At 60.4% G+C, this 20,878-nt stretch carries 16 protein-coding genes, 5 tRNA genes and 3 rRNA genes; 6 read left to right on the top strand and 18 right to left on the bottom strand.

What is annotated here, in order from left to right; all coding sequences use genetic code 11:
- The 13 genes from HMPREF1224_RS24055 to tyrS all read right to left on the bottom strand — a co-directional run.
- A partial coding sequence (locus tag HMPREF1224_RS24055) for a GTP-binding protein (protein WP_010793478.1) occupies positions 1 to 209 on the bottom strand: 209 nt, incomplete at its 3' end.
- Between the two features lie 84 nt (positions 210 to 293).
- Positions 294 to 369: transfer RNA gene (locus HMPREF1224_RS24060), tRNA-Thr, on the bottom strand.
- Positions 370 to 388: 19 nt separating this feature from the next.
- Positions 389 to 462: transfer RNA gene (locus HMPREF1224_RS24065), tRNA-Gly, on the bottom strand.
- Positions 463 to 488: 26 nt separating this feature from the next.
- A tRNA-Tyr gene (locus tag HMPREF1224_RS24070) sits at positions 489 to 573 on the bottom strand.
- A gap of 147 nt (positions 574 to 720) precedes the next feature.
- Complete coding sequence (locus HMPREF1224_RS24075; RefSeq protein WP_003118935.1) at positions 721 to 1,425, bottom strand: SPOR domain-containing protein; 705 nt, start codon at positions 1,423 to 1,425, stop codon at positions 721 to 723.
- 8 nt (positions 1,426 to 1,433) lie between these two features.
- A complete protein-coding gene (locus HMPREF1224_RS24080) occupies positions 1,434 to 2,180 on the bottom strand; it encodes a pantothenate kinase (RefSeq protein WP_010793479.1) in 747 nt (248 codons plus the stop codon).
- Complete coding sequence (birA, locus tag HMPREF1224_RS24085) at positions 2,177 to 3,115, bottom strand: bifunctional biotin--[acetyl-CoA-carboxylase] ligase/biotin operon repressor BirA (protein ID WP_003117986.1); 939 nt, start codon at positions 3,113 to 3,115, stop codon at positions 2,177 to 2,179. Before birA ends, HMPREF1224_RS24080 begins: the two co-directional genes overlap by 4 nt.
- Before the next feature lie 161 nt (positions 3,116 to 3,276).
- A 5S ribosomal RNA gene (gene rrf, locus HMPREF1224_RS24090) occupies positions 3,277 to 3,392 on the bottom strand.
- A 144-nt stretch (positions 3,393 to 3,536) separates the two neighbouring features.
- Positions 3,537 to 6,427 (bottom strand): 23S ribosomal RNA (locus HMPREF1224_RS24095).
- 225 nt (positions 6,428 to 6,652) lie between these two features.
- Positions 6,653 to 6,728: transfer RNA gene (locus tag HMPREF1224_RS24100), tRNA-Ala, on the bottom strand.
- A gap of 28 nt (positions 6,729 to 6,756) precedes the next feature.
- Positions 6,757 to 6,833 (bottom strand) — tRNA-Ile (locus tag HMPREF1224_RS24105).
- A gap of 64 nt (positions 6,834 to 6,897) precedes the next feature.
- Positions 6,898 to 8,433: ribosomal RNA gene (locus tag HMPREF1224_RS24110) — 16S ribosomal RNA — on the bottom strand.
- Together the 16S, 23S and 5S rRNA genes with 2 tRNA genes alongside form the textbook arrangement of a ribosomal RNA operon.
- Positions 8,434 to 8,972: 539 nt before the next feature.
- On the bottom strand, positions 8,973 to 10,172 hold the full coding sequence (tyrS, locus tag HMPREF1224_RS24115; RefSeq protein ID WP_003113167.1) for a tyrosine--tRNA ligase: 1,200 nt from the start codon (positions 10,170 to 10,172) through the stop codon (positions 8,973 to 8,975).
- Between the two features lie 188 nt (positions 10,173 to 10,360).
- Here tyrS and HMPREF1224_RS24120 point away from each other — a divergent pair, with 188 nt between their 5' ends.
- Complete coding sequence (locus HMPREF1224_RS24120) at positions 10,361 to 11,800, top strand: peptidoglycan DD-metalloendopeptidase family protein (RefSeq protein WP_003085274.1); 1,440 nt, start codon at positions 10,361 to 10,363, stop codon at positions 11,798 to 11,800.
- Positions 11,801 to 11,802: 2 nt separating this feature from the next.
- Positions 11,803 to 12,894, top strand: coding sequence for an anhydro-N-acetylmuramic acid kinase (locus tag HMPREF1224_RS24125; protein WP_003113168.1), 1,092 nt, complete (start codon positions 11,803 to 11,805; stop codon positions 12,892 to 12,894).
- A gap of 53 nt (positions 12,895 to 12,947) precedes the next feature.
- Here HMPREF1224_RS24125 and erpA read toward each other — a convergent pair whose 3' ends face one another.
- The 4 genes from erpA to argC form a co-directional block, all read right to left on the bottom strand.
- Positions 12,948 to 13,298 (bottom strand): iron-sulfur cluster insertion protein ErpA, encoded by a 351-nt coding sequence (gene erpA, locus HMPREF1224_RS24130; protein ID WP_003085254.1) that lies wholly within the window; start codon positions 13,296 to 13,298, stop codon positions 12,948 to 12,950.
- Between the two features lie 77 nt (positions 13,299 to 13,375).
- Positions 13,376 to 13,798: a bactofilin family protein gene (locus HMPREF1224_RS24135; protein ID WP_003120826.1), complete on the bottom strand. Its 423-nt coding sequence runs from the start codon at positions 13,796 to 13,798 to the stop codon at positions 13,376 to 13,378.
- On the bottom strand, positions 13,799 to 14,518 hold the full coding sequence (locus tag HMPREF1224_RS24140) for a DUF6776 family protein (protein ID WP_003085249.1): 720 nt from the start codon (positions 14,516 to 14,518) through the stop codon (positions 13,799 to 13,801).
- Positions 14,518 to 15,552 carry an N-acetyl-gamma-glutamyl-phosphate reductase gene (argC, locus tag HMPREF1224_RS24145; protein WP_003113169.1) on the bottom strand — a complete coding sequence of 345 codons (1,035 nt, stop codon included), beginning with the start codon at positions 15,550 to 15,552 and terminating at the stop codon, positions 14,518 to 14,520. Before argC ends, HMPREF1224_RS24140 begins: the two co-directional genes overlap by 1 nt.
- A gap of 290 nt (positions 15,553 to 15,842) precedes the next feature.
- On the opposite strand from argC, the gene hemJ reads away from it, so the two are divergent.
- The 4 genes from hemJ (at position 15,843) to HMPREF1224_RS24165 (ending at position 19,315) form a co-directional block, all read left to right on the top strand.
- Complete coding sequence (gene hemJ / locus HMPREF1224_RS24150; RefSeq protein ID WP_003113170.1) at positions 15,843 to 16,265, top strand: protoporphyrinogen oxidase HemJ; 423 nt, start codon at positions 15,843 to 15,845, stop codon at positions 16,263 to 16,265.
- Positions 16,266 to 16,281: 16 nt separating this feature from the next.
- A complete protein-coding gene (locus HMPREF1224_RS24155; protein ID WP_003085244.1) occupies positions 16,282 to 17,250 on the top strand; it encodes an NAD(P)H-dependent flavin oxidoreductase in 969 nt (322 codons plus the stop codon).
- A gap of 121 nt (positions 17,251 to 17,371) precedes the next feature.
- Positions 17,372 to 18,454: a DUF805 domain-containing protein gene (locus HMPREF1224_RS24160; protein WP_003085240.1), complete on the top strand. Its 1,083-nt coding sequence runs from the start codon at positions 17,372 to 17,374 to the stop codon at positions 18,452 to 18,454.
- Positions 18,455 to 18,514: 60 nt separating this feature from the next.
- Positions 18,515 to 19,315, top strand: coding sequence for an SDR family NAD(P)-dependent oxidoreductase (locus HMPREF1224_RS24165; RefSeq protein ID WP_010793480.1), 801 nt, complete (start codon positions 18,515 to 18,517; stop codon positions 19,313 to 19,315).
- Between the two features lie 39 nt (positions 19,316 to 19,354).
- On the opposite strand, the gene HMPREF1224_RS24170 is transcribed toward HMPREF1224_RS24165, so the two are convergent.
- Positions 19,355 to 20,836 carry an AAA family ATPase gene (locus HMPREF1224_RS24170; protein WP_003121853.1) on the bottom strand — a complete coding sequence of 494 codons (1,482 nt, stop codon included), beginning with the start codon at positions 20,834 to 20,836 and terminating at the stop codon, positions 19,355 to 19,357.
- Positions 20,837 to 20,878: the final 42 nt, after the last annotated feature.

A 20,878-nucleotide genomic window follows, 5' to 3' on the forward strand; every position in this document is an offset into this window, starting at 1 on the left:
TATTCAACGTGCGAGGTGTTGATGGTGATACCGCGGGCCTTTTCTTCCGGCGCGTTGTCGATCTGATCGAAAGCACGAGCGGAACCACCCCAGGTGTCGGAGCAGACCTTGGTCAGTGCAGCGGTCAGAGTGGTCTTGCCATGGTCAACGTGACCGATGGTGCCGACGTTGACGTGCGGCTTGTTCCGTTCAAATTTTTCTTTAGCCATGGAGACCATCCCCTTCAAGGAATTGAGCGGATCACGCTACCATTAGAACAAGGGCAGATATTTTCATATCTGCCCCTGGATAAATGGAGCTCATGAGCGGATTTGAACCGCTGACCTCACCCTTACCAAGGGTGTGCTCTACCAACTGAGCTACATGAGCGAAACACAAGCAACTTGACTGGAGCGGGTAGCGGGAATCGAACCCGCATCATCAGCTTGGAAGGCTGAGGTTCTACCACTGAACTATACCCGCGGAGCCCGAAGCTCACGCTTTTAAACTGGTGGAGGGAGAAGGATTCGAACCTTCGAAGTCTATGACGTCAGATTTACAGTCTGATCCCTTTGGCCACTCGGGAATCCCTCCAAACTGGTGGGCGGCATTCTCTACGTCTGCCACCTTGCTGTCAAGAGTTTTCTCTTAAAAAACCTGAACTTAGGTTTCAACAGCAACTTCATGGTAGGAGTCTTTCAGCCTTCCCCCTGCGAAGCGGGCGCCATTCTATGCAAACCATCAGGGGGATGCAACACCTTTGCACGACATTATTTGATGCTGCAATCCCTTGAAGTCCCGAGCCAGCTCCTGGAGCAGTTGCTCATCCACCAGACGCCGGCTGCCGGGTGCCACCCTTACCCAGAAATCACGCTGCCCGCGGGGCAATTCCTTCAGCTCCGCCTCGTAACCTGCCGTCTTGAGACGGGCCTGCGCACTTTCAGCCGAATCCCGCGCGGAAAACATCCCCAAAGAAATGCCATTGGCCAGCACTCCCTCGCCAATCAGGTAGCTGTCGATATTGCGCGCCTGAAGCTCCTTCAACTGACGAAGCGCAGCCTCCCGCGAGGCTAGCGGAGGAAGATAGACCCAGTAATCGACGCTCATCTCCCCACGGGCCTCGACCTCCGCCTCGATATCCAGGCCCAGCAGGCGCTGCTGCAACCTTCGGGCATCCGCCTCCTCACCGCCTCCGCCAAGATAGAGACAGGCCGACTCGGATGCGATCGACTCTTCGGCAGCCGGAGGCACACTCGGCGCCGGCACCTGCGATCCCGAGCGCGCCCTGGAAGCAAGGTTGCTCTCGGCCAACAGCAGAATGTTCTTCTGCCCATCCTTATAGAGTTCCAGCGGTGCGATTTCCTTGGCCCGTAGCGGGGATTGCTGCTGGTGCCAGACGTAGTAGAAGACGTTCAGGGCCAGGAGAAACAGGAAGAACCAGCGCATAGATCCTCTCACTCAATCGGGCAAGCCAGTGCCAGCCCTACGAAAACCAGGTCCGGCATGATCCGGGCGCCAGCCAGTTCGTCGCGAACCAGTTCGGCATCCCCACCCGTCAGGAATATTTCACAATCCGGACCGAGCAGCTCGCACGCCATGGCGTACTGCTCACGAACGAACCCCCTGAGCATGAGCAGACAACCCCGCTCAACCGCCTCGGCCGTGGCCTGCCCTGGCTGGAGACTGGCAAGCGCCCGACGGGCCTCTGCATCGTCGTAGCGGATACGTCGGGTATGGGTGCGCAACTGGCTTCTCATCAGGGTCATGCCCGGGCATATGTAGCCCCCCAGATGCACTCCATCCGCCGCGACCAGGTCAGAGGTGACCGCGGTCCCCAGATCGATGACCAGGCAGGCCTTCTTAGCCAGATGATGAGCCGCGACGAGGGCCAGCCAGCGGTCGAGCCCCAGGCGCTGGTAATCGAGATAGCCGTTGCGCACACCCGCCAACTGCTTGCCGGATGATGCAACCAGCGCCGAAACCGGGAACAGCTGCTCCAACCGTGCGACCAGTTGCGAGGTTTCCTGCTCGCTGCGAACGCTCACCAGGCGACAGGCTCGCACTGGCAGCGCTTGCTGCGACGTTAACTGTTCGACCAGGGCATCATCGGACTCCGCAAGGCCACCGGCGATCGACCGCGCCGCCCCCTCGATGACCCGCCACTTGATCAGCGAGTTTCCACAGTCGAGCTCAAGAATCATTGACGCAACCTCAAACTAAGCTCCCCTCCACTGAACCCCTGCTCCACGCCATCCACCTCGAGACGCAGCGCTCCTCGGCTATCGACACCCAGCACACGACCCTCGATGGAACTCAGAGCAGTCGAGAGAATGACCTGGGCACCCTGCCAGAGATTGCAGGACTCCCACTCCTCGCGACTTGCAGCAAAGCCTTCGCGCGAATGCCTATCGAGATAATCGGCCAACTGCCGATTGAGAGCAGAAAGCAGCCGCGAACGATCCACCAGCTCCCCCAGCGCTTCGCGCAGGGAGGTCCAAGGCTGGCCGATATCAGTGGCGGTCTTCATGTTGACGTTGATCCCTATGCCGATAACGACATGACACAGATCCGCGGGGTCGCCACTCAGCTCCAGGAGAATTCCGGCGATCTTCTTGCCTCCCTGCAGAAGGTCGTTCGGCCACTTCAACCCGGCGTCCCGGACGCCCAAAGACTCCAGGGCCCGGAGCACCGCGAGACCGACAACCAGGCTCAACCCTTCGAGCTCCCGAGCGCCCCCCCTGACAGTAATGGCCAGAGAATAATAGAGGTTCTCTCCGTAGGGACTGACCCAGGCTCGCCCGCGACGTCCACGCCCGGCAGTCTGCTGCTCGGCGACGATAACGAAAGGCGTCGAGGCTCCAGCCGCGAGCCTGCGCATGGCCTCGCTATTGGTCGAATCGACGGTGGGCATGATCTCGACAGGCCAGAGGCTGTCGATCTTCCGCGGATCCAGGAGACTGAGGGGACTCGCCAGGCGGTAACCCCGGCCACGCACCTTGTGGAACTGCAGGCCATGTTCAGCCTCCAGGTGCTGCAAGCGTTTCCAGACTGCACTGCGACTGATGCCCAGTACCGCCCCCAACTCCTCACCGGAGTGGAATCGCCCGTCTTGAAGTAGTTTCAGCAAGGTCTGCATAGACGCCCCACACTAGCCAGGCACGCATCATATAGAGGCACTTGCGCTTTGCCTACGAAAAGCCCTGCCGTATAGCTGCCTTTTCCCTGGATTTTCGCAGACTTTTCCGCACGCAAAAGCAAAACCCCTGGTCATCGCTAACCAGGGGTTTTGGGATAGGAGCTTGACGATGACCTACTCTCACATGGGGAGACCCCACACTACCATCGGCGATGCGTCGTTTCACTTCTGAGTTCGGGAAGGGATCAGGTGGTTCCAACGCTCTATGATCGTCAAGCAATTCGGTTGGATATCCGTTCGCTTGGGCTTACGTCTATCCGGATTCAGGTATGTGATTTCAAGGTGTTTTGCGGTTCATGCGAACTTTCGGTTCGTCGACTTCACCTTACAACACACAATCGTCAGATTGTTTGGGTGTTATATGGTCAAGCCTCACGGGCAATTAGTACTGGTTAGCTCAACGCCTCACAACGCTTACACACCCAGCCTATCAACGTCGTAGTCTTCGACGGCCCTTCAGGGGAATCAAGTTCCCAGTGAGATCTCATCTTGAGGCAAGTTTCCCGCTTAGATGCTTTCAGCGGTTATCTTTTCCGAACATAGCTACCCGGCAATGCCACTGGCGTGACAACCGGAACACCAGAGGTTCGTCCACTCCGGTCCTCTCGTACTAGGAGCAGCCCCTCTCAAATCTCAAACGTCCACGGCAGATAGGGACCGAACTGTCTCACGACGTTCTAAACCCAGCTCGCGTACCACTTTAAATGGCGAACAGCCATACCCTTGGGACCGGCTTCAGCCCCAGGATGTGATGAGCCGACATCGAGGTGCCAAACACCGCCGTCGATATGAACTCTTGGGCGGTATCAGCCTGTTATCCCCGGAGTACCTTTTATCCGTTGAGCGATGGCCCTTCCATACAGAACCACCGGATCACTAAGACCTACTTTCGTACCTGCTCGACGTGTCTGTCTCGCAGTCAAGCGCGCTTTTGCCTTTATACTCTGCGACCGATTTCCGACCGGTCTGAGCGCACCTTCGTACTCCTCCGTTACTCTTTAGGAGGAGACCGCCCCAGTCAAACTGCCCACCATACACTGTCCTCGATCCGGATCACGGACCAGAGTTAGAACCTCAAGCATGCCAGGGTGGTATTTCAAGGATGGCTCCACGCGAACTGGCGTCCACGCTTCAAAGCCTCCCACCTATCCTACACAAGCAGGCTCAAAGTCCAGTGCAAAGCTACAGTAAAGGTTCACGGGGTCTTTCCGTCTAGCCGCGGATACACTGCATCTTCACAGCGATTTCAATTTCACTGAGTCTCGGGTGGAGACAGCGCCGCCATCGTTACGCCATTCGTGCAGGTCGGAACTTACCCGACAAGGAATTTCGCTACCTTAGGACCGTTATAGTTACGGCCGCCGTTTACCGGGGCTTCGATCAAGAGCTTCGCTTGCGCTAACCCCATCAATTAACCTTCCGGCACCGGGCAGGCGTCACACCCTATACGTCCACTTTCGTGTTTGCAGAGTGCTGTGTTTTTAATAAACAGTCGCAGCGGCCTGGTATCTTCGACCAGCCAGAGCTTACGGAGTAAATCCTTCACCCTAGCCGGCGCACCTTCTCCCGAAGTTACGGTGCCATTTTGCCTAGTTCCTTCACCCGAGTTCTCTCAAGCGCCTTGGTATTCTCTACCCGACCACCTGTGTCGGTTTGGGGTACGGTTCCTAGTTACCTGAAGCTTAGAAGCTTTTCTTGGAAGCATGGCATCAACCACTTCGTCATCTAAAAGACGACTCGTCATCAGCTCTCGGCCTTGAAACCCCGGATTTACCTAAGATTTCAGCCTACCACCTTAAACTTGGACAACCAACGCCAAGCTGGCCTAGCCTTCTCCGTCCCTCCATCGCAGTAACCAGAAGTACAGGAATATTAACCTGTTTCCCATCGACTACGCTTTTCAGCCTCGCCTTAGGAACCGACTAACCCTGCGTCGATTAACGTTGCGCAGGAACCCTTGGTCTTTCGGCGTGGGTGTTTTTCACACCCATTGTCGTTACTCATGTCAGCATTCGCACTTCTGATACCTCCAGCAAGCTTCTCAACTCACCTTCACAGGCTTACAGAACGCTCCTCTACCGCGTCACTTACGTGACACCCGCAGCTTCGGTGTGTGGTTTGAGCCCCGTTACATCTTCCGCGCAGGCCGACTCGACTAGTGAGCTATTACGCTTTCTTTAAAGGATGGCTGCTTCTAAGCCAACCTCCTAGCTGTCTAAGCCTTCCCACATCGTTTACCACTTAACCACAACTTTGGGACCTTAGCTGGCGGTCTGGGTTGTTTCCCTTTTCACGACGGACGTTAGCACCCGCCGTGTGTCTCCCATGCTCGGCACTTCTGGGTATTCGGAGTTTGCATCGGTTTGGTAAGTCGGGATGACCCCCTAGCCGAAACAGTGCTCTACCCCCCAGAGTGATACATGAGGCGCTACCTAAATAGCTTTCGAGGAGAACCAGCTATCTCCGAGCTTGATTAGCCTTTCACTCCGATCCACAAGTCATCCCCTACCTTTTCAACGGGAGTGGGTTCGGTCCTCCAGTCAGTGTTACCTAACCTTCAACCTGCTCATGGATAGATCGCCCGGTTTCGGGTCTATACCCAGCGACTAAACGCCCTATTAAGACTCGCTTTCGCTACGCCTACCCTATACGGTTAAGCTTGCCACTGAATATAAGTCGCTGACCCATTATACAAAAGGTACGCAGTCACCTAACAAGTAGGCTCCCACTGCTTGTACGCATACGGTTTCAGGTTCTATTTCACTCCCCTCTCCGGGGTTCTTTTCGCCTTTCCCTCACGGTACTGGTTCACTATCGGTCAGTCAGTAGTATTTAGCCTTGGAGGATGGTCCCCCCATGTTCAGACAAAGTTTCTCGTGCTCCGTCCTACTCGATTTCACTTCAAAGATCCTTTCGCGTACGGGGCTATCACCCACTATGGCCGCACTTTCCAGAGCGTTCCGCTAAAATCAATGAAGCTTAAGGGCTAATCCCCGTTCGCTCGCCACTACTAAGGGAATCTCGGTTGATTTCTTTTCCTCAGGGTACTTAGATGTTTCAGTTCCCCTGGTTCGCCTCTTGCACCTATGGATTCAGTACAAGATACCTAGGTTATCCTAGGTGGGTTCCCCCATTCAGAGATCTCCGGATCAAAGTCTGTTTGCCGACTCCCCGAAGCTTTTCGCAGGCTACCACGTCTTTCATCGCCTCTGACTGCCAAGGCATCCACCGTATGCGCTTCTTCACTTGACCATATAACCCCAAGCAATCTGGTTATACTGTGAAGACGACATTCGCCGAAAATTCGCGCTTGAACTCGCAAATTTTACCTTGACTTGAATGATCACCAGTGAAAGAGATCATTCAGTCTTACTTCTATCACATACCCGAATTTTTAAAGAACAGTTCTGGTGCAAAGACCAGAAATCAATGTTCATCTACGAACATTCATTTCTGAGCTTTCGACGATTGTTTGGATGGTGGAGCCAAGGAGGATCGAACTCCTGACCTCCTGCGTGCAAAGCAGGCGCTCTCCCAGCTGAGCTATGGCCCCGTATCGGATCACGCAGCACACCAACAATTGGTGGGTCTGGGCAGATTCGAACTGCCGACCTCACCCTTATCAGGGGTGCGCTCTAACCAACTGAGCTACAGACCCAATCGTCTAACCAGTGAATCAAGCAATTCGTGTGGGAGCTTATGAAGAAGCTGAGATCTTCGATTAAGGAGGTGATCCAGCCGCAGGTTCCCCTACGGCTACCTTGTTACGACTTCACCCCAGTCATGAATCACTCCGTGGTAACCGTCCCCCTTGCGGTTAGACTAGCTACTTCTGGAGCAACCCACTCCCATGGTGTGACGGGCGGTGTGTACAAGGCCCGGGAACGTATTCACCGTGACATTCTGATTCACGATTACTAGCGATTCCGACTTCACGCAGTCGAGTTGCAGACTGCGATCCGGACTACGATCGGTTTTATGGGATTAGCTCCACCTCGCGGCTTGGCAACCCTTTGTACCGACCATTGTAGCACGTGTGTAGCCCTGGCCGTAAGGGCCATGATGACTTGACGTCATCCCCACCTTCCTCCGGTTTGTCACCGGCAGTCTCCTTAGAGTGCCCACCCGAGGTGCTGGTAACTAAGGACAAGGGTTGCGCTCGTTACGGGACTTAACCCAACATCTCACGACACGAGCTGACGACAGCCATGCAGCACCTGTGTCTGAGTTCCCGAAGGCACCAATCCATCTCTGGAAAGTTCTCAGCATGTCAAGGCCAGGTAAGGTTCTTCGCGTTGCTTCGAATTAAACCACATGCTCCACCGCTTGTGCGGGCCCCCGTCAATTCATTTGAGTTTTAACCTTGCGGCCGTACTCCCCAGGCGGTCGACTTATCGCGTTAGCTGCGCCACTAAGATCTCAAGGATCCCAACGGCTAGTCGACATCGTTTACGGCGTGGACTACCAGGGTATCTAATCCTGTTTGCTCCCCACGCTTTCGCACCTCAGTGTCAGTATCAGTCCAGGTGGTCGCCTTCGCCACTGGTGTTCCTTCCTATATCTACGCATTTCACCGCTACACAGGAAATTCCACCACCCTCTACCGTACTCTAGCTCAGTAGTTTTGGATGCAGTTCCCAGGTTGAGCCCGGGGATTTCACATCCAACTTGCTGAACCACCTACGCGCGCTTTACGCCCAGTAATTCCGATTAACGCTTGCACCCTTCGTATTACCGCGGCTGCTGGCACGAAGTTAGCCGGTGCTTATTCTGTTGGTAACGTCAAAACAGCAAGGTATTAACTTACTGCCCTTCCTCCCAACTTAAAGTGCTTTACAATCCGAAGACCTTCTTCACACACGCGGCATGGCTGGATCAGGCTTTCGCCCATTGTCCAATATTCCCCACTGCTGCCTCCCGTAGGAGTCTGGACCGTGTCTCAGTTCCAGTGTGACTGATCATCCTCTCAGACCAGTTACGGATCGTCGCCTTGGTAGGCCTTTACCCCACCAACTAGCTAATCCGACCTAGGCTCATCTGATAGCGTGAGGTCCGAAGATCCCCCACTTTCTCCCTCAGGACGTATGCGGTATTAGCGCCCGTTTCCGGACGTTATCCCCCACTACCAGGCAGATTCCTAGGCATTACTCACCCGTCCGCCGCTGAATCCAGGAGCAAGCTCCCTTCATCCGCTCGACTTGCATGTGTTAGGCCTGCCGCCAGCGTTCAATCTGAGCCATGATCAAACTCTTCAGTTCAATACTGCTTGGGTTTTGAGAAAACCCTAAACTTGGCTCAGCAATCGCATTCTCTTAAAAAGAGATAAAACTCTCGAATTCACGAGTGTTACTTGCGTTGCTGATAATCTTGCGATCACCAGTCTTACATCACAAGCACCCACACGAATTGCTTGATTCGACTTGTTAAAGAGCAGTTGGTCAAGGCTTTCGTCTCAACCGAGGCCGCGCATTCTACAGCAACCTCTCGTTCCGTCAAGCGTTATTTTCGAAAATTTTCTTTTCTACTCAACCGCTTGCGCCGACCTTCAAACCATCTTCCGATCAGCGGGAGGCGCATTCTACAGCGTTCAAATTCGCTGTCAAGCACCTCGATAAAGCTTCGTTTCGAACCCCTTCCGGGACCGAACCGCTGCGGCGAACAACCTGCCGGAGCGCTTCACCACCCCCGGAGGAGAATCCGTAAATCCTTGATTTTCAAGCATTTACTCTTCATCGTCGCCGGAAGTGGTGCGCATTATAGGGAGATAGAAACTGGCGTCAACACTTATTTGAAAGAATTATTCAGCTTTCAGCGTGATGCGCGCGAAAGCCTTCTTCCCTGCCTGGAACACACGGGTTTCACCCAGCGCCAGCATGAAGGTGCGGTCGACGACCTGCCCATCCACCTTGACGCTGCCGGCACCCAGGAGATCGCGAGCCGCAGCCGCATTCTTCACCAACCCCGCCTTATTAAGGACAGAGGCAACGGGCATATCCTCGGGGGACGACAGCTCGATCTCCGGCAGGTCTTCCGGCAGCTCGCCCTCCTTCAGGCGATTGCCGGCCGACTTGTGTGCGCTCGCCGCCGCCTCCTCGCCATGGAAGCGGGCGACGATCTCCTCGGCCAGCTTGATCTTGATGTCACGCGGGTTGGCGCCCGCCTCGACGTCCTTGCGGAAGCTATCGATCTCATCCAGGGAACGGAAGCTGAGCAGTTCGAAGTAACGCCACATCAGCGTGTCAGGAATGGAGACCAGCTTGCTGTACATGACACCCGGCGCTTCCTGGATACCAATATAGTTGCCCAGCGACTTGGACATCTTCTTCACGCCATCCAGCCCTTCCAGCAACGGCATGGTCAGGATCACCTGGGCCTCCTGGCCATAGGCACGCTGCAGCTCGCGCCCCATCAGCAGGTTGAACTTCTGGTCGGTGCCACCCAACTCGACGTCCGCCTTCAGCGCGACGGAGTCATAGCCCTGGACCAGCGGATAGAGGAACTCATGGATAGCGATGGGCTGATTGCTGGCATAGCGCTTGCTAAAGTCATCGCGCTCCAGCATGCGCGCAACGGTGTACTGAGAGGCAAGACGAATGAAGTCAGCCGGGGTCAGCTGGTCCATCCAGGTGGAATTGAAGGCTACTTCGGTCTTGGCTGGGTCGAGGATCTTGAAGACCTGGGACTTGTACGTCTCCGCATTCTCCAGAACCTGCTCGCGCGTCAGGGGAGGACGGGTAACACTTTTCCCACTGGGGTCACCGATCATCCCAGTGAAGTCACCGATGAGGAAGATCACCTGATGTCCCAGGTCCTGGAACTGGCGCAGCTTATTAATAAGCACGGTATGGCCAAGATGCAGATCGGGAGCGGTCGGGTCGAAGCCGGCCTTGATCCGCAAGGGCTGGCCTCGCTTCAGCTTGGCCACCAGTTCCGCCTCTACCAGGATCTCGTCTGCACCGCGCTGGATCAGCGCCAGCTGCTCTTCAACCGACTTCATTTACAGGTTCTGCCCAATTGCCAAAATCGAAAGGGAACCAACCATACAAGATCGCAGACTAAAAACAAATTTTGCCGACCGTCAGGGGGACGGAGCCAGGCCAGACGCGACTTTTGGCTTGATTCAAGGAGATTTTGGTTATATTTTAGGCAGTTATTTATTCACAATCCAAAAACACCAATCACGCCATGACGCAATCCGATCAGAAAGCGCCGCCGTATTACCCGAAAAGCCACTTGTTGGCCGCCAGCGGTGTTGCAGCGCTCCTCAGTTTGGCACTACTGGTGTTCCCCTCGAGCGAAGTCGAGGCCAAGAGGACCACGCTCAATCTGGAGCTTGAAAGCAACACCGATCGCCTCCTTCAGGAGAAAGACGACCTCCTGCCGCAATCGGTCACCAATTCCAGCGACGAAGGCACGCCTTTCGCTCAGGTAGAAGGCGCCTCCGACGACAACACCGCCGAGCAAGACTCGGACAAGCCGGGCGCATCTGTAGCCGATGCCGACACCAAGCCCGTCGATCCCGAGTGGAAGACCATCACCGTCGCCAGTGGCGATACGCTGTCGACCGTATTCACCAAGGCAGGCCTTTCCACCTCGGCCATGCACGACATGCTGACCAGCAGCAAGGATGCCAAGCGCTTCACCCATCTGAAGGTCGGCCAGGAGGTCAAGCTCAAGCTCGACCCCAAAGGAGAGCTGCAGGCGCTGCGAGTCAAGCAGAGCGAACTCGAGACCATCGGCCTGGACAAGACCGACAAGGGCTACTCCTTCAAACGCGAGAAGGCCCAGATCGACCTGCATACCGCCTATGCCCATGGCCGCATCACCAGCTCGCTGTTCGTTGCCGGTCGTAACGCCGGCCTGCCCTATAACCTGGTCACGTCGCTGTCGAACATCTTCGGCTACGACATCGACTTCGCCCTCGATCTGCGTGAAGGCGACGAGTTCGACGTGATCTACGAACAACACAAGGTCAACGGCAAGCAAGTGGCGACCGGCAATATCCTCGCCGCCCGCTTCGTCAACCGTGGCAAGACCTACACCGCCGTGCGCTATACCAACAAGCAGGGCAATACCAGCTACTACCGCGCCGACGGCTCCAGCATGCGCAAGGCATTCATCCGTACGCCGGTGGATTTCGCCCGTATCAGCTCGCGCTTCTCCCTGGGCCGCCGCCACCCGATCCTGAACAAGATCCGCGCACACAAGGGCGTCGACTACGCAGCCCCCATCGGCACTCCGATCAAGGCCACCGGAGACGGCAAGATCCTCGAAGCCGGACGCAAGGGGGGCTACGGCAACGCCGTGGTGATCCAGCACGGCCAGCGCTATCGGACCATCTACGGACACATGAGCCGCTTCGCCAAGGGTATCCGCGCCGGTACCAGCGTGAAGCAGGGCCAGATCATCGGTTACGTAGGCATGACGGGCCTGGCCACCGGCCCGCACCTGCACTACGAGTTCCAGATCAATGGCCGTCACGTCGATCCGCTGAGCGCCAAGCTGCCCATGGCGGACCCGCTCGGTGGCGCAGATCGCAAGCGCTTCATGGCGCAGACCCAGCCGATGATCGCGCGCATGGATCAGGAGAAGAAAACCCTCCTGGCCCTGAACAAGCAGCGCTGATCGTGCCGCGCTACCTGGGGTTGATGTCCGGAACCAGCCTGGACGGCATGGACATCGTCCTGATCGAGCAAGGTGATCGCACCACCTTGCTCGCTTCCCATTACCTACCCATGCCGGCCGGGCTGCGCGAAGACATCCTCGCCCTGTGCGTCCCCGGTCCCGATGAAATCGCCCGCGCCGCCGAAGTCGAGCAACGCTGGGTCGCCCTTGCAGCACAGGGCGTGCGCGAACTGCTGCTCCAGCAGCAGATGAGCCCCGACGAAGTCCGTGCCATCGGCAGTCATGGTCAAACCATCCGGCATGAACCCGCTCGCCACTTCACGGTGCAGATCGGCAACCCCGCCCTGCTGGCGGAGCTGACCGGCATCGATGTCGTCGCCGACTTCCGCCGCCGTGACGTCGCAGCCGGCGGCCAGGGCGCCCCGCTGGTACCGGCCTTCCATCAGGCGCTGTTTGGCGATGATGACACCTCCAGGGCGGTCCTGAACATCGGTGGCTTCAGCAACGTTTCGCTGCTCAGCCCCGGAAAGCCGGTACGCGGCTTCGACTGCGGCCCGGGCAACGTGCTGATGGACGCCTGGATTCATCACCAGCGCGGTGAACATTTCGACCGGGACGGTGCGTGGGCCGCCAGCGGCCAGGTGAACCACGCACTGCTGGCAAGCCTGCTGGCGGATGAATTCTTCGCCGCGCGTGGCCCCAAGAGCACCGGGCGCGAGCGCTTCAACCTGCCCTGGCTGCAGGAGCACCTGGCTCGTCACCCTGCCTTGCCGGCAGCGGATATCCAGGCAACCCTGCTGGAACTGAGCGCGCGCAGCATCAGCGAATCGCTGCTGGACGCCCAGCCGGACTGCGAAGAGGTGCTGGTATGCGGCGGCGGCGCCTTCAATACGGCGCTGATGAAGCGCCTGGCCATGCTGATGCCCGAAGCTCGGGTCGCCAGTACCGACGAATACGGCATTCCCCCTGCCTGGATGGAGGGCATGGCATTCGCCTGGCTAGCCCATCGGTTTCTCGAGCGCCTGCCCGGCAACTGCCCTGATGTGACCGGTGCGCTCGGTCCCAGAACTCTGGGCGCGCTGTATCCCGCCTGAAACGAAAACGCCGCGCATATAAGCGCGGCGTTTTCGTAGCGGCCCCATCGACGTCAGATCGAGAACGACTGTCCGCAACCGCAAGTCGTGGCGGCGTTCGGGTTCTTGATGACGAACCTCGAACCTTCCAGGCCTTCCTGGTAGTCGACTTCCGAGCCCGCCAGGTACTGGAAGCTCATCGGGTCCACCACCAGGCCCACGCCATCGCGCTCGATCACGGTATCGTCATCGGCGATATCTTCGTCGAAGGTGAAGCCATACTGGAAGCCCGAGCAACCGCCGCCGGTGACGAATACACGCAGTTTCAGGCGAGGATTGCCCTCTTCGTCAATCAACGTCTTCACCTTGTTGGCTGCGCCTGGGGTAAAGAGCAGGGGCGTAGGGGTGAAGGTCTCGATGCTCATGTTTCCGAATCTCCCGGCTTGAGGCCGTGCGTTACAACATTACGCCCATTATCCTCTTGTCCCAGAAAAATGGTCAACTAATCCACAGTTTCCACGCTGGCAGGCAGTTCCAGCGGGCGCGGACTGGCCTCGGTCATCGGGCACAGGCGGCCCTCGATCTGGGCCCCCATGGCGGTTTCGATCAGCCCATAGTGAAGATTGCCCTTCACCCGGGCCTGGGCCCCCAGCTCCAGGCGTTCGATGGCATGGATGTCGCCATCCACCTGACCGTCGATGATCACATGGGGGGCCCGGATTTCGCCATCGACTCGACCGCCGGCGCTGACCCGCACCAGCCCTTCGTGCGCCTGCAACGCTCCGCGGACGGTGCCGTCGATCTGCACCGCGCCCTTGAGGTTCATGTCACCGACCAGTTCGGCGCCGCTGGCGATCAGGCTGGTCTGCCCGGTGAAACGCTGGACGTCGGCCCGGCCTTTGTTCTTGCTCCACATAATGCTCACTCACTGCTTCGGCCAATCGAAACGGCGCTGTAGCGGTTTGGACTGGCCATTCAGCTCCGCACGTACGTCGATCAGCTTCGGGATGAAGTTCTTCGGCAGCTCCAGCTCGGCGAAACGCCCCCCTTCTGGGATCGACTGGAAATGCCGGAGGGAAATCGACAGCCCTGTCTTGCCCAGTTCCGGCGAGAGCTGTTCGAGGTCGTAGGTAGCGTCCTTGCGCGCCAGCTTGCCGCTGATGCGGACTTTCAGCCGCCCATCCAGCTTGCGGTCGTCCCTGCCCAGGCGGCTGAGCATCACCTTATAGCGGAAGCGCTGCGGGTCGTCCGTGCCCTGCACCTCAAAGGCACGGATTTCCAGCGCATCCGCCTTGCTGGCCGGCGCGACTACCCCCTTGTAGAACGCGATGTCCTGTTGCTGCTTGAACACCTGGTCCTCAAGCAGCTTGATGGTCTGCCGGCTCTGTTCGGTGGCCTGCTGGCTGAGGCGTTCTCCGCTGCGCAACACCTCGATTTCGGTACGCAGGCGCTCCAGCTCGGCCTTCTGCTCGCCGATCAGGGTTTCCTGGCGTTGCGCATCGGCCTCGCTGCGAGCGGCGTCCGCCCCGGTCGACCAGCGACCGCCGAGAAACGCCAGCGGAACCGCCAGCAGCAGCGCACCCACCCCGAGGCGGACCAGCCAGGCCCGCCGTGGATCACGGAACTGGAGTTCCCAGCCGGACATCAGGGGAGCAGGGCCGCATGCGAGAGGCCCAGGCGCTCGTCCAGCCCGAACAGGATGTTCATGTTCTGGAGCGCCTGACCCGAGGCGCCCTTGACCAGGTTGTCGATCACCGACAGCACCACCACCAGGTCGCCGCCCTGGGGGCGATGCACGGCGATTCGGCAGACATTGGCGCCACGCACGCTGCGGGTCTCCGGATGGCTGCCGGCCGGCATCACGTCGACGAAGGGTTCGTCGGCGTAGCGCTTCTCGAACAACGCCTGGAGGTCGACCGAGCGATCCGCGACATGGGCATAGAGGGTTGCATGGATACCGCGGATCATTGGCGTCAGGTGCGGTACGAACGTCAGCCCGACGTCGCCGCCGGAGGCCCGACGCAGGCCCTGGCTGATTTCCGGGAGATGCCGATGCCCTTTGACCGCGTAGGCCATCATGCTTTCGCCCGCCTCGCAGAACAGCGAGCCAACCTTGGCGCCCCGACCGGCACCGCTGACCCCGGACTTGCAATCGGCGATCAGCCGCGAGGCGTCGGCCAGGCCGGCTTCCAGCAGCGGGATCAGGCCCAGCTGGGTCGCGGTCGGGTAGCAGCCCGGCACGGCGATCAGGCGGGCCTGGCGGATCTTCTCGCGGTTCACTTCCGGCAGGCCGTAGACAGCCTCGTCGAGCAGCGCCGGAGCGCCATGCGGCTGGCCGTACCAGCGCGCCCACTCCTCGGCGTCCGCCAGGCGGAAGTCAGCGGACAGATCGATGACCCGGGTCCCGGCGTCCAGCAGTTCGCCAGCCAGCGCGTGCGCCACGCCGTGCGGCGTGGCGAAGAACACCACGTCGCAGGCGCCGAGGCGCTGCGCGTCCGGCACGCTGAACTGCAGGTCGTCATAATGACCTCGCAGGTTCGGGTACATGTCGGCGACCTTCACCCCCGCCTCGGAACGCGAAGTGATCACTTCCACCCGGGCCTGCGGATGCTGCGCCAGCAGGCGCAGCAGTTCCACGCCCGTATAACCCGTACCGCCAACGATGCCGACCTTGATCATCTGTCCATCACTCCGCGCGCTGAGGCAAGCTAGCCAAAAGAGGCCAATGATAAGAGCCGAGCGCCGGCATGAACAGCGCTGGGCGTCCGGCTTTGCGACCGGTTCGGCCCTTCGGTCGGCAGTCTAGCCCCCGGGGTCGTCGGGCAGAAATTGCTGCGAGGCCCTATCCGAATGTTCCTACCTGTTATGCGGCCATATCTGCCGGCAAATCAGACAGCGGCAAGCCGCCAGGGTGACGCGTTCCAGCCATCCCTCTACTATCGGGGCACCGTGATCAAGAGGATGTCCTGATGTACATGTGGCTCAAAGCCTTCCATATCATCGCCGTGGTCTGCTGGTTCGCCGGCCTGTTCTACCTGCCGCGCCTGTTCGTCTACCACGCCATGAGCGAGGACCAGACCAGCCGGGAACGCTTCTGCGTCATGGAGCGCAAGCTCTACCGAGGGATCATGATGCCCTCGATGCTCGCCACCCTGGTCCTTGGCCTCTGGATGCTCTATCTCACCCCCGGCTGGCTGAGCCAAGGCTGGCTGCACGCCAAGCTGACCCTGGTGGTCCTGCTGATCGGCTACCACCACGCCTGCGGCGCCATGCTCAAGCGCTTCGCCCGCGGCGAGCCGGGGCGCAGCCATGTGTTCTACCGCTGGTTCAACGAAGTGCCTGTACTGTTCCTGCTGCTGATCGTCCTACTGGTGGTGCTCAAACCTTTCTGACCCAGGAGTCCTGTCCATGTCCTTGCCCGCCCTGCTCGACCAACGCCTGCGACTGCCGATGGTGGCCGCGCCAATGTTCCTGGTATCCAACCCGCAGTTGGTGCTGGCCTGCTGCCGCAGCGGCATCGTCGGCAGCTTCCCGGCGCTCAACCAGCGCGAGAGCAGCGGCTTCGAGGGTTGGCTGGAGGAAATCGGGGCCGGCCTGCAGGCGCTGGACAATCCCGCGCCCTATGCGGTGAACCTGATCGTCCACAACACCAATCCGCGGTTGCAGGCCGACCTGCGGATCTGCGTCGAGCACCGCGTACCGATCGTCATCACCAGCCTCGGCGCAGTGCGCGAAGTGGTAGACGCTGTGCATAGCTACGGCGGCCTGGTGTTCCACGACGTCACCACCCGCCGCCACGCCGAAAAAGCCGCCGAGGCCGGGGTTGACGGCCTGATCGCGGTGGCGGCCGGCGCGGGCGGGCACGCCGGGACCTGGAGCCCTTTCGCGCTGGTCGCGGAAATCCGCCAGTTCTTCGACAAGACCCTGCTGTTGGCCGGCTGCATCAACCACGGCCACGAGATTCTCGCCGCACAGATGCTCGGCGCCGACCTGGCCTATCTCGGCACTCGCTTCATCGCCACCCGCGAGAGCAATGCCTCCGACGCCTACAAGCAGATGATCCTGGAGGCACGCGCCGCCGACATCGTGCACACCCCGGCGGTGTCCGGCGTACCGGCCAGCTTCATGCGGCAAAGCCTGGAGGCCGCCGGCTACGATCTGAAGCGCCTGACCGACAAGGCAGACATGAACTACGGCGAGAAACTCAAGCCGGTGAACGACGAGGCCAAGGCCTGGAAGACCGTGTGGTCCGCCGGCCAGGGCGCGGGCAACATAGACGACTTGCCCGGCGTCGACGAGTTGGTCGCCCGCCTCGACCGGGAATATCGAGACGCCCTGCGGAACATGGATAGCCTGGCCAACCGCTGGCCGCGCTGAAACCGCCGGGTCACGGCGCCCTGGCTTGTGCGGGAGTTCTCATCTCGCGCTTGTGGGCGCCAAGGCCGCCGATTAGGCTGTCGGCTGCATTTCTCTCACCCCAGCTGACAAGGATGCCTGCATGACCGACCAACGCTTCAAGATCGTCTTCTCCGGCGAGCTGATGCCCGACGCATCGCTCGAAACCGTGAAGGACAATCTCGCCCGCCTGTTCAAGAGCGAACCGGGCAAGATCGACGCCCTCTTCGGCGGTCGCCCGGTGGTGCTGAAACGCGAACTTCCAGAGGCCGAGGCGGAGCGTTACCTGACCGCCCTGCGCCAGGCCGGCGCCAATGCCTACAAGGAAGTCGACCTGGCGGCCAGCCTGAGCCTGGTGGAAACGCCCGATCACAACCCCCAGGTCGCGGAGGAAACCCCAGCGCAAGACCTGCCTCCCATGACCTGCCCGAAATGCGGCCATGAACAGCCCAGCGGAGCGGAATGTTCGGCTTGCGGCATCATCATCGAGAAGTACCTGGCGCGCCAGGCGCAGCTCGGCGAAAACGCCGCGCCTGCGGCCTCCGCGGCCGCGGGCGCGGGCGCGTCTCCCTACACACCACCCAGCGCCCAGGTCGGCGAAGCCCTCCCCGAGTTCGGCGAGCTGAACGTGTTCACCACCAACGGCCGGATCGGACGCCTGCGCTATCTCGGCTGGTCGATGGCGATGACGCTCTGTTTCCTCGTCATCATGGGCCTGGGCTTCCTGCTCGGCGAAACCGTCGGCGTGGCCGTCACCGCCCTGGCCTCGATCGCCTTCATCGTCATTGCCGTGATGATCGGCGTGCAGCGCCTGCATGACCTCGGCTGGTCGGGCTGGCTCTGGCTGCTCAACTTCGTCCCCTTCGTCGGCAGCGTGTTCGGCATCCTGATGCTGGTCCTGCCCGGCAGCACCGGCGCCAACCGCTACGGTCCGCCGCCGCCGGCGAACAGCACCGGGGTGAAAGTCCTGGCCAGTCTGATCATCCTGCTGCCGATAGTCGGTATCATCGCCGCCATCGCCCTGCCGTCCTACCAGGGTTACCTGGAGCGCGCGAACTATGACGGCGGCGCCAGCGCTCCAGCCGACCCGTACACCACGGACGAGCAGGCCGCCGCAGCGGCGGCCGAAGCCGATGAAGCCGCCACGGCGGCGGCAGAGGCCATGGAAGACGACGACCAACAGTAGCCACGCAACCCCTCGCGACGGGCGGGGTCCAATTCCCCGTCCGTTTCGGAGAAGTCTCGAATGCCCCGTTATGCCCTGATCACCGGCGCTTCCAGCGGTATCGGCCTGGCCCTAGCCGAAGCCCTGGCCCGGCGCGGTCGCGCCCTGATCCTGGTGGCGCGCCAGCGCGACGCGCTGGAGAGCATCGCCTATGAGCTGGCGCAGCGTTTCGGCGTGGAAGTGCTGTTCCGCACCTGCGATCTTTCCGAGCCGCTGCAACTGTCAGGGTTGTTGCACGAACTGGAACAGGGCGAACGACAGATCGACCTGCTGGTTAACAATGCCGGGATCGGTACCTCCGGCCCCTTCATCGACCAGGAATGGGCGCGGGAACAGGAGCTGATCGAACTCAACATCCTGGCCCTGGCCCGCCTTTGCCACTCCCTCGGCGCCCGCATGGTGGCACAGGGCGGTGGCCAGATACTCAATATCGCCTCGGTGGCCGCCTTCCAGCCCGGCGCCTGGATGAGCAACTACTACGCCAGCAAGGCCTACGTCCTGCACTTCTCGGAAGGCTTGCGGGAAGAACTGAAAGAGCGCGGCGTCAAGGTCTCGGTGCTGTGCCCTGGGCCAACCCGCACGGCATTCTTCCGGGAAGCCGGGATGCGGCTCGGCAGGCTCGACCGGAGCAAGCTGATGATGACCCCGGAGGAAGTCGCGCTGCTGGCCCTGCGCGGGCTGGACAAGAACCGCGCCCTGATCGTCCCCGGTTGGCGCAATCGCCTGCTGGCGCTGAGCCCACGCCTGGCGCCACGCTGGCTGGTGCGCCGACTCGCCGCGCGGGTCAACGCCTCGGCGGTACCCTCCGTCCCACGGGGTTGATCGGCCTCTCCTCGCAGGGCAACGAGGTTAGCCGTCGGCTCAATCTGCCGGCACCGCCCGCCCCTTGGCCCAGGTCCGCAGCGCGGCGAGCTTTTCCGCCATCAGCACCGACAGCGGCGAGGTTCGCGACAGCTCCCTGAGCAACAGCTCCTGATCCACCGCCTGCTGTCGCGCCTGCCCGGCGTACAGTGCCGCCACCACCGCCTGCTCGATCTCCGCCCCGCTGAAACCCTCGCTGGCAGCCGCCAGCAGAAGGAGGTCGAACTGTGCCGGCTCCAGCTCGCGGCGTTGCAGATGGATGCGGAAGATCTCGGCGCGAACCTCCGGCGTCGGCAGGTCGACGAAGAACAATTCGTCGAAGCGTCCCTTGCGGATCAGTTCGGGCGGCAGGCGGTCGATAGCGTTCGCGGTGGCGACCATGAAGACCGGCGCCTCGCGCTCGGCCATCCAGGTCAGCAGGGTACCCAGCACGCGCTGACTGACGCCGTTGTCCTGGTCGCCGCCAGAAATGCCCTTCTCCACTTCATCCATCCACAGCACGCAGGGCGCCATCTGTTCGGCCAGGCGCAGCGCCTCGCGCAGGTTGCGCTCGGTTTCGCCGAAGTACTTGTTGTAGAGACAGGCGAAATCCAGACGCAGCAACGGCAAGCCCCAGAGGCCGGCCACCGCCTTGGCCGCCAGGCTCTTGCCGGCGCCCTGCACGCCGACCAGCATCATGCCCTTCGGCTGGTCGCCAGGCTTGCCGGCGAGGAACGCCGACTGACGCTCGCCGAGCCAGCGCTTGAGCGCGGCAAGCCCGCCGACCTCGGCGAAGCGCGCGGTGTCGTACTCGAAGCTCAGCACGCCCTCCAGGTCGAGTAGCTGGAACTTGGTGCGGTTCAGCTCGGGCAGGTCCTCCTGGGTGATCGCCCCATCGTTGCAGATCACGTTGCGCGCCAGCAGTCGCGCCTCGGCATGGCTGAGTCCGCGCAGGTTCTTCACCACCTGCTGCAGGGTGCGGTTGTCGGTGCGCACGCGGGCACCACGGTTGCGCTCGCTCCAGCGCGTCGCTTCCTCGCGGACGATGCCGAGCAGTTCGTCCTCGCTGGGCAGGGACAGCGAGAACCGCGCGGCGAAGCGCTGCACTTCGGCCGGCAGCTTCAGCGCATGGGACACCAGCACCACGGTCGGTCGATGATTGCCTTCGGCCATGGCGATTTCCTTGAGCAGGCGCACCAGGGTCGGGCTGTCGCCAAGGAAAGGATGCAGGTCGCAGAGCACGTAGAGATTCGCCTGCTGATCGTGCTTGATCAAGCGCAACGCCGCGACCGGGTCGCGGCTCTCCTCCCCGCCCAGCGGCTCGCCGCCGAAGCCCAGGCGCTGCACGCCCTCGGTCACCGACCAGGCATACAGGCCAAGGCCGCGCCTGACCGCCAGGCCGGTGAGGGTTTCCATCACCTTCGGCTCGTCCCAGGACTCGATCAGGATCAGCTTGACCCGGGAATCCAGGACCAGGCCGAGGTCGTGTATGTCGTTCTTCACTGCGGCTCCTTCACGCTTGGGCGGTCGCGACGGGCACCGCTA

The sequence above is a fragment of the Pseudomonas sp. P179 genome (genome assembly GCF_000478485.2).
GTDB lineage: Bacteria > Pseudomonadota > Gammaproteobacteria > Pseudomonadales > Pseudomonadaceae > Pseudomonas > Pseudomonas aeruginosa.

Bases quoted from the DNA above. Each gene is read 5' to 3' on its own strand.
- HMPREF1224_RS24075 (WP_003118935.1), bottom strand. From the start codon at position 1,425: ATGCGCTGGTTCTTCCTGTTTCTCCTGGCCCTGAACGTCTTCTACTAC.
- HMPREF1224_RS24080 (WP_010793479.1), bottom strand. From the start codon at position 2,180: ATGATTCTTGAGCTCGACTGTGGAAACTCGCTGATCAAGTGGCGGGTC.
- birA (WP_003117986.1), bottom strand. From the start codon at position 3,115: ATGCAGACCTTGCTGAAACTACTTCAAGACGGGCGATTCCACTCCGGT.
- tyrS (WP_003113167.1), bottom strand. From the start codon at position 10,172: ATGAAGTCGGTTGAAGAGCAGCTGGCGCTGATCCAGCGCGGTGCAGAC.
- HMPREF1224_RS24120 (WP_003085274.1), top strand. From the start codon at position 10,361: ATGACGCAATCCGATCAGAAAGCGCCGCCGTATTACCCGAAAAGCCAC.
- erpA (WP_003085254.1), bottom strand. From the start codon at position 13,298: ATGAGCATCGAGACCTTCACCCCTACGCCCCTGCTCTTTACCCCAGGC.
- HMPREF1224_RS24140 (WP_003085249.1), bottom strand. From the start codon at position 14,518: ATGTCCGGCTGGGAACTCCAGTTCCGTGATCCACGGCGGGCCTGGCTG.
- argC (WP_003113169.1), bottom strand. From the start codon at position 15,552: ATGATCAAGGTCGGCATCGTTGGCGGTACGGGTTATACGGGCGTGGAA.
- hemJ (WP_003113170.1), top strand. From the start codon at position 15,843: ATGTACATGTGGCTCAAAGCCTTCCATATCATCGCCGTGGTCTGCTGG.
- HMPREF1224_RS24155 (WP_003085244.1), top strand. From the start codon at position 16,282: ATGTCCTTGCCCGCCCTGCTCGACCAACGCCTGCGACTGCCGATGGTG.
- HMPREF1224_RS24160 (WP_003085240.1), top strand. From the start codon at position 17,372: ATGACCGACCAACGCTTCAAGATCGTCTTCTCCGGCGAGCTGATGCCC.
- HMPREF1224_RS24165 (WP_010793480.1), top strand. From the start codon at position 18,515: ATGCCCCGTTATGCCCTGATCACCGGCGCTTCCAGCGGTATCGGCCTG.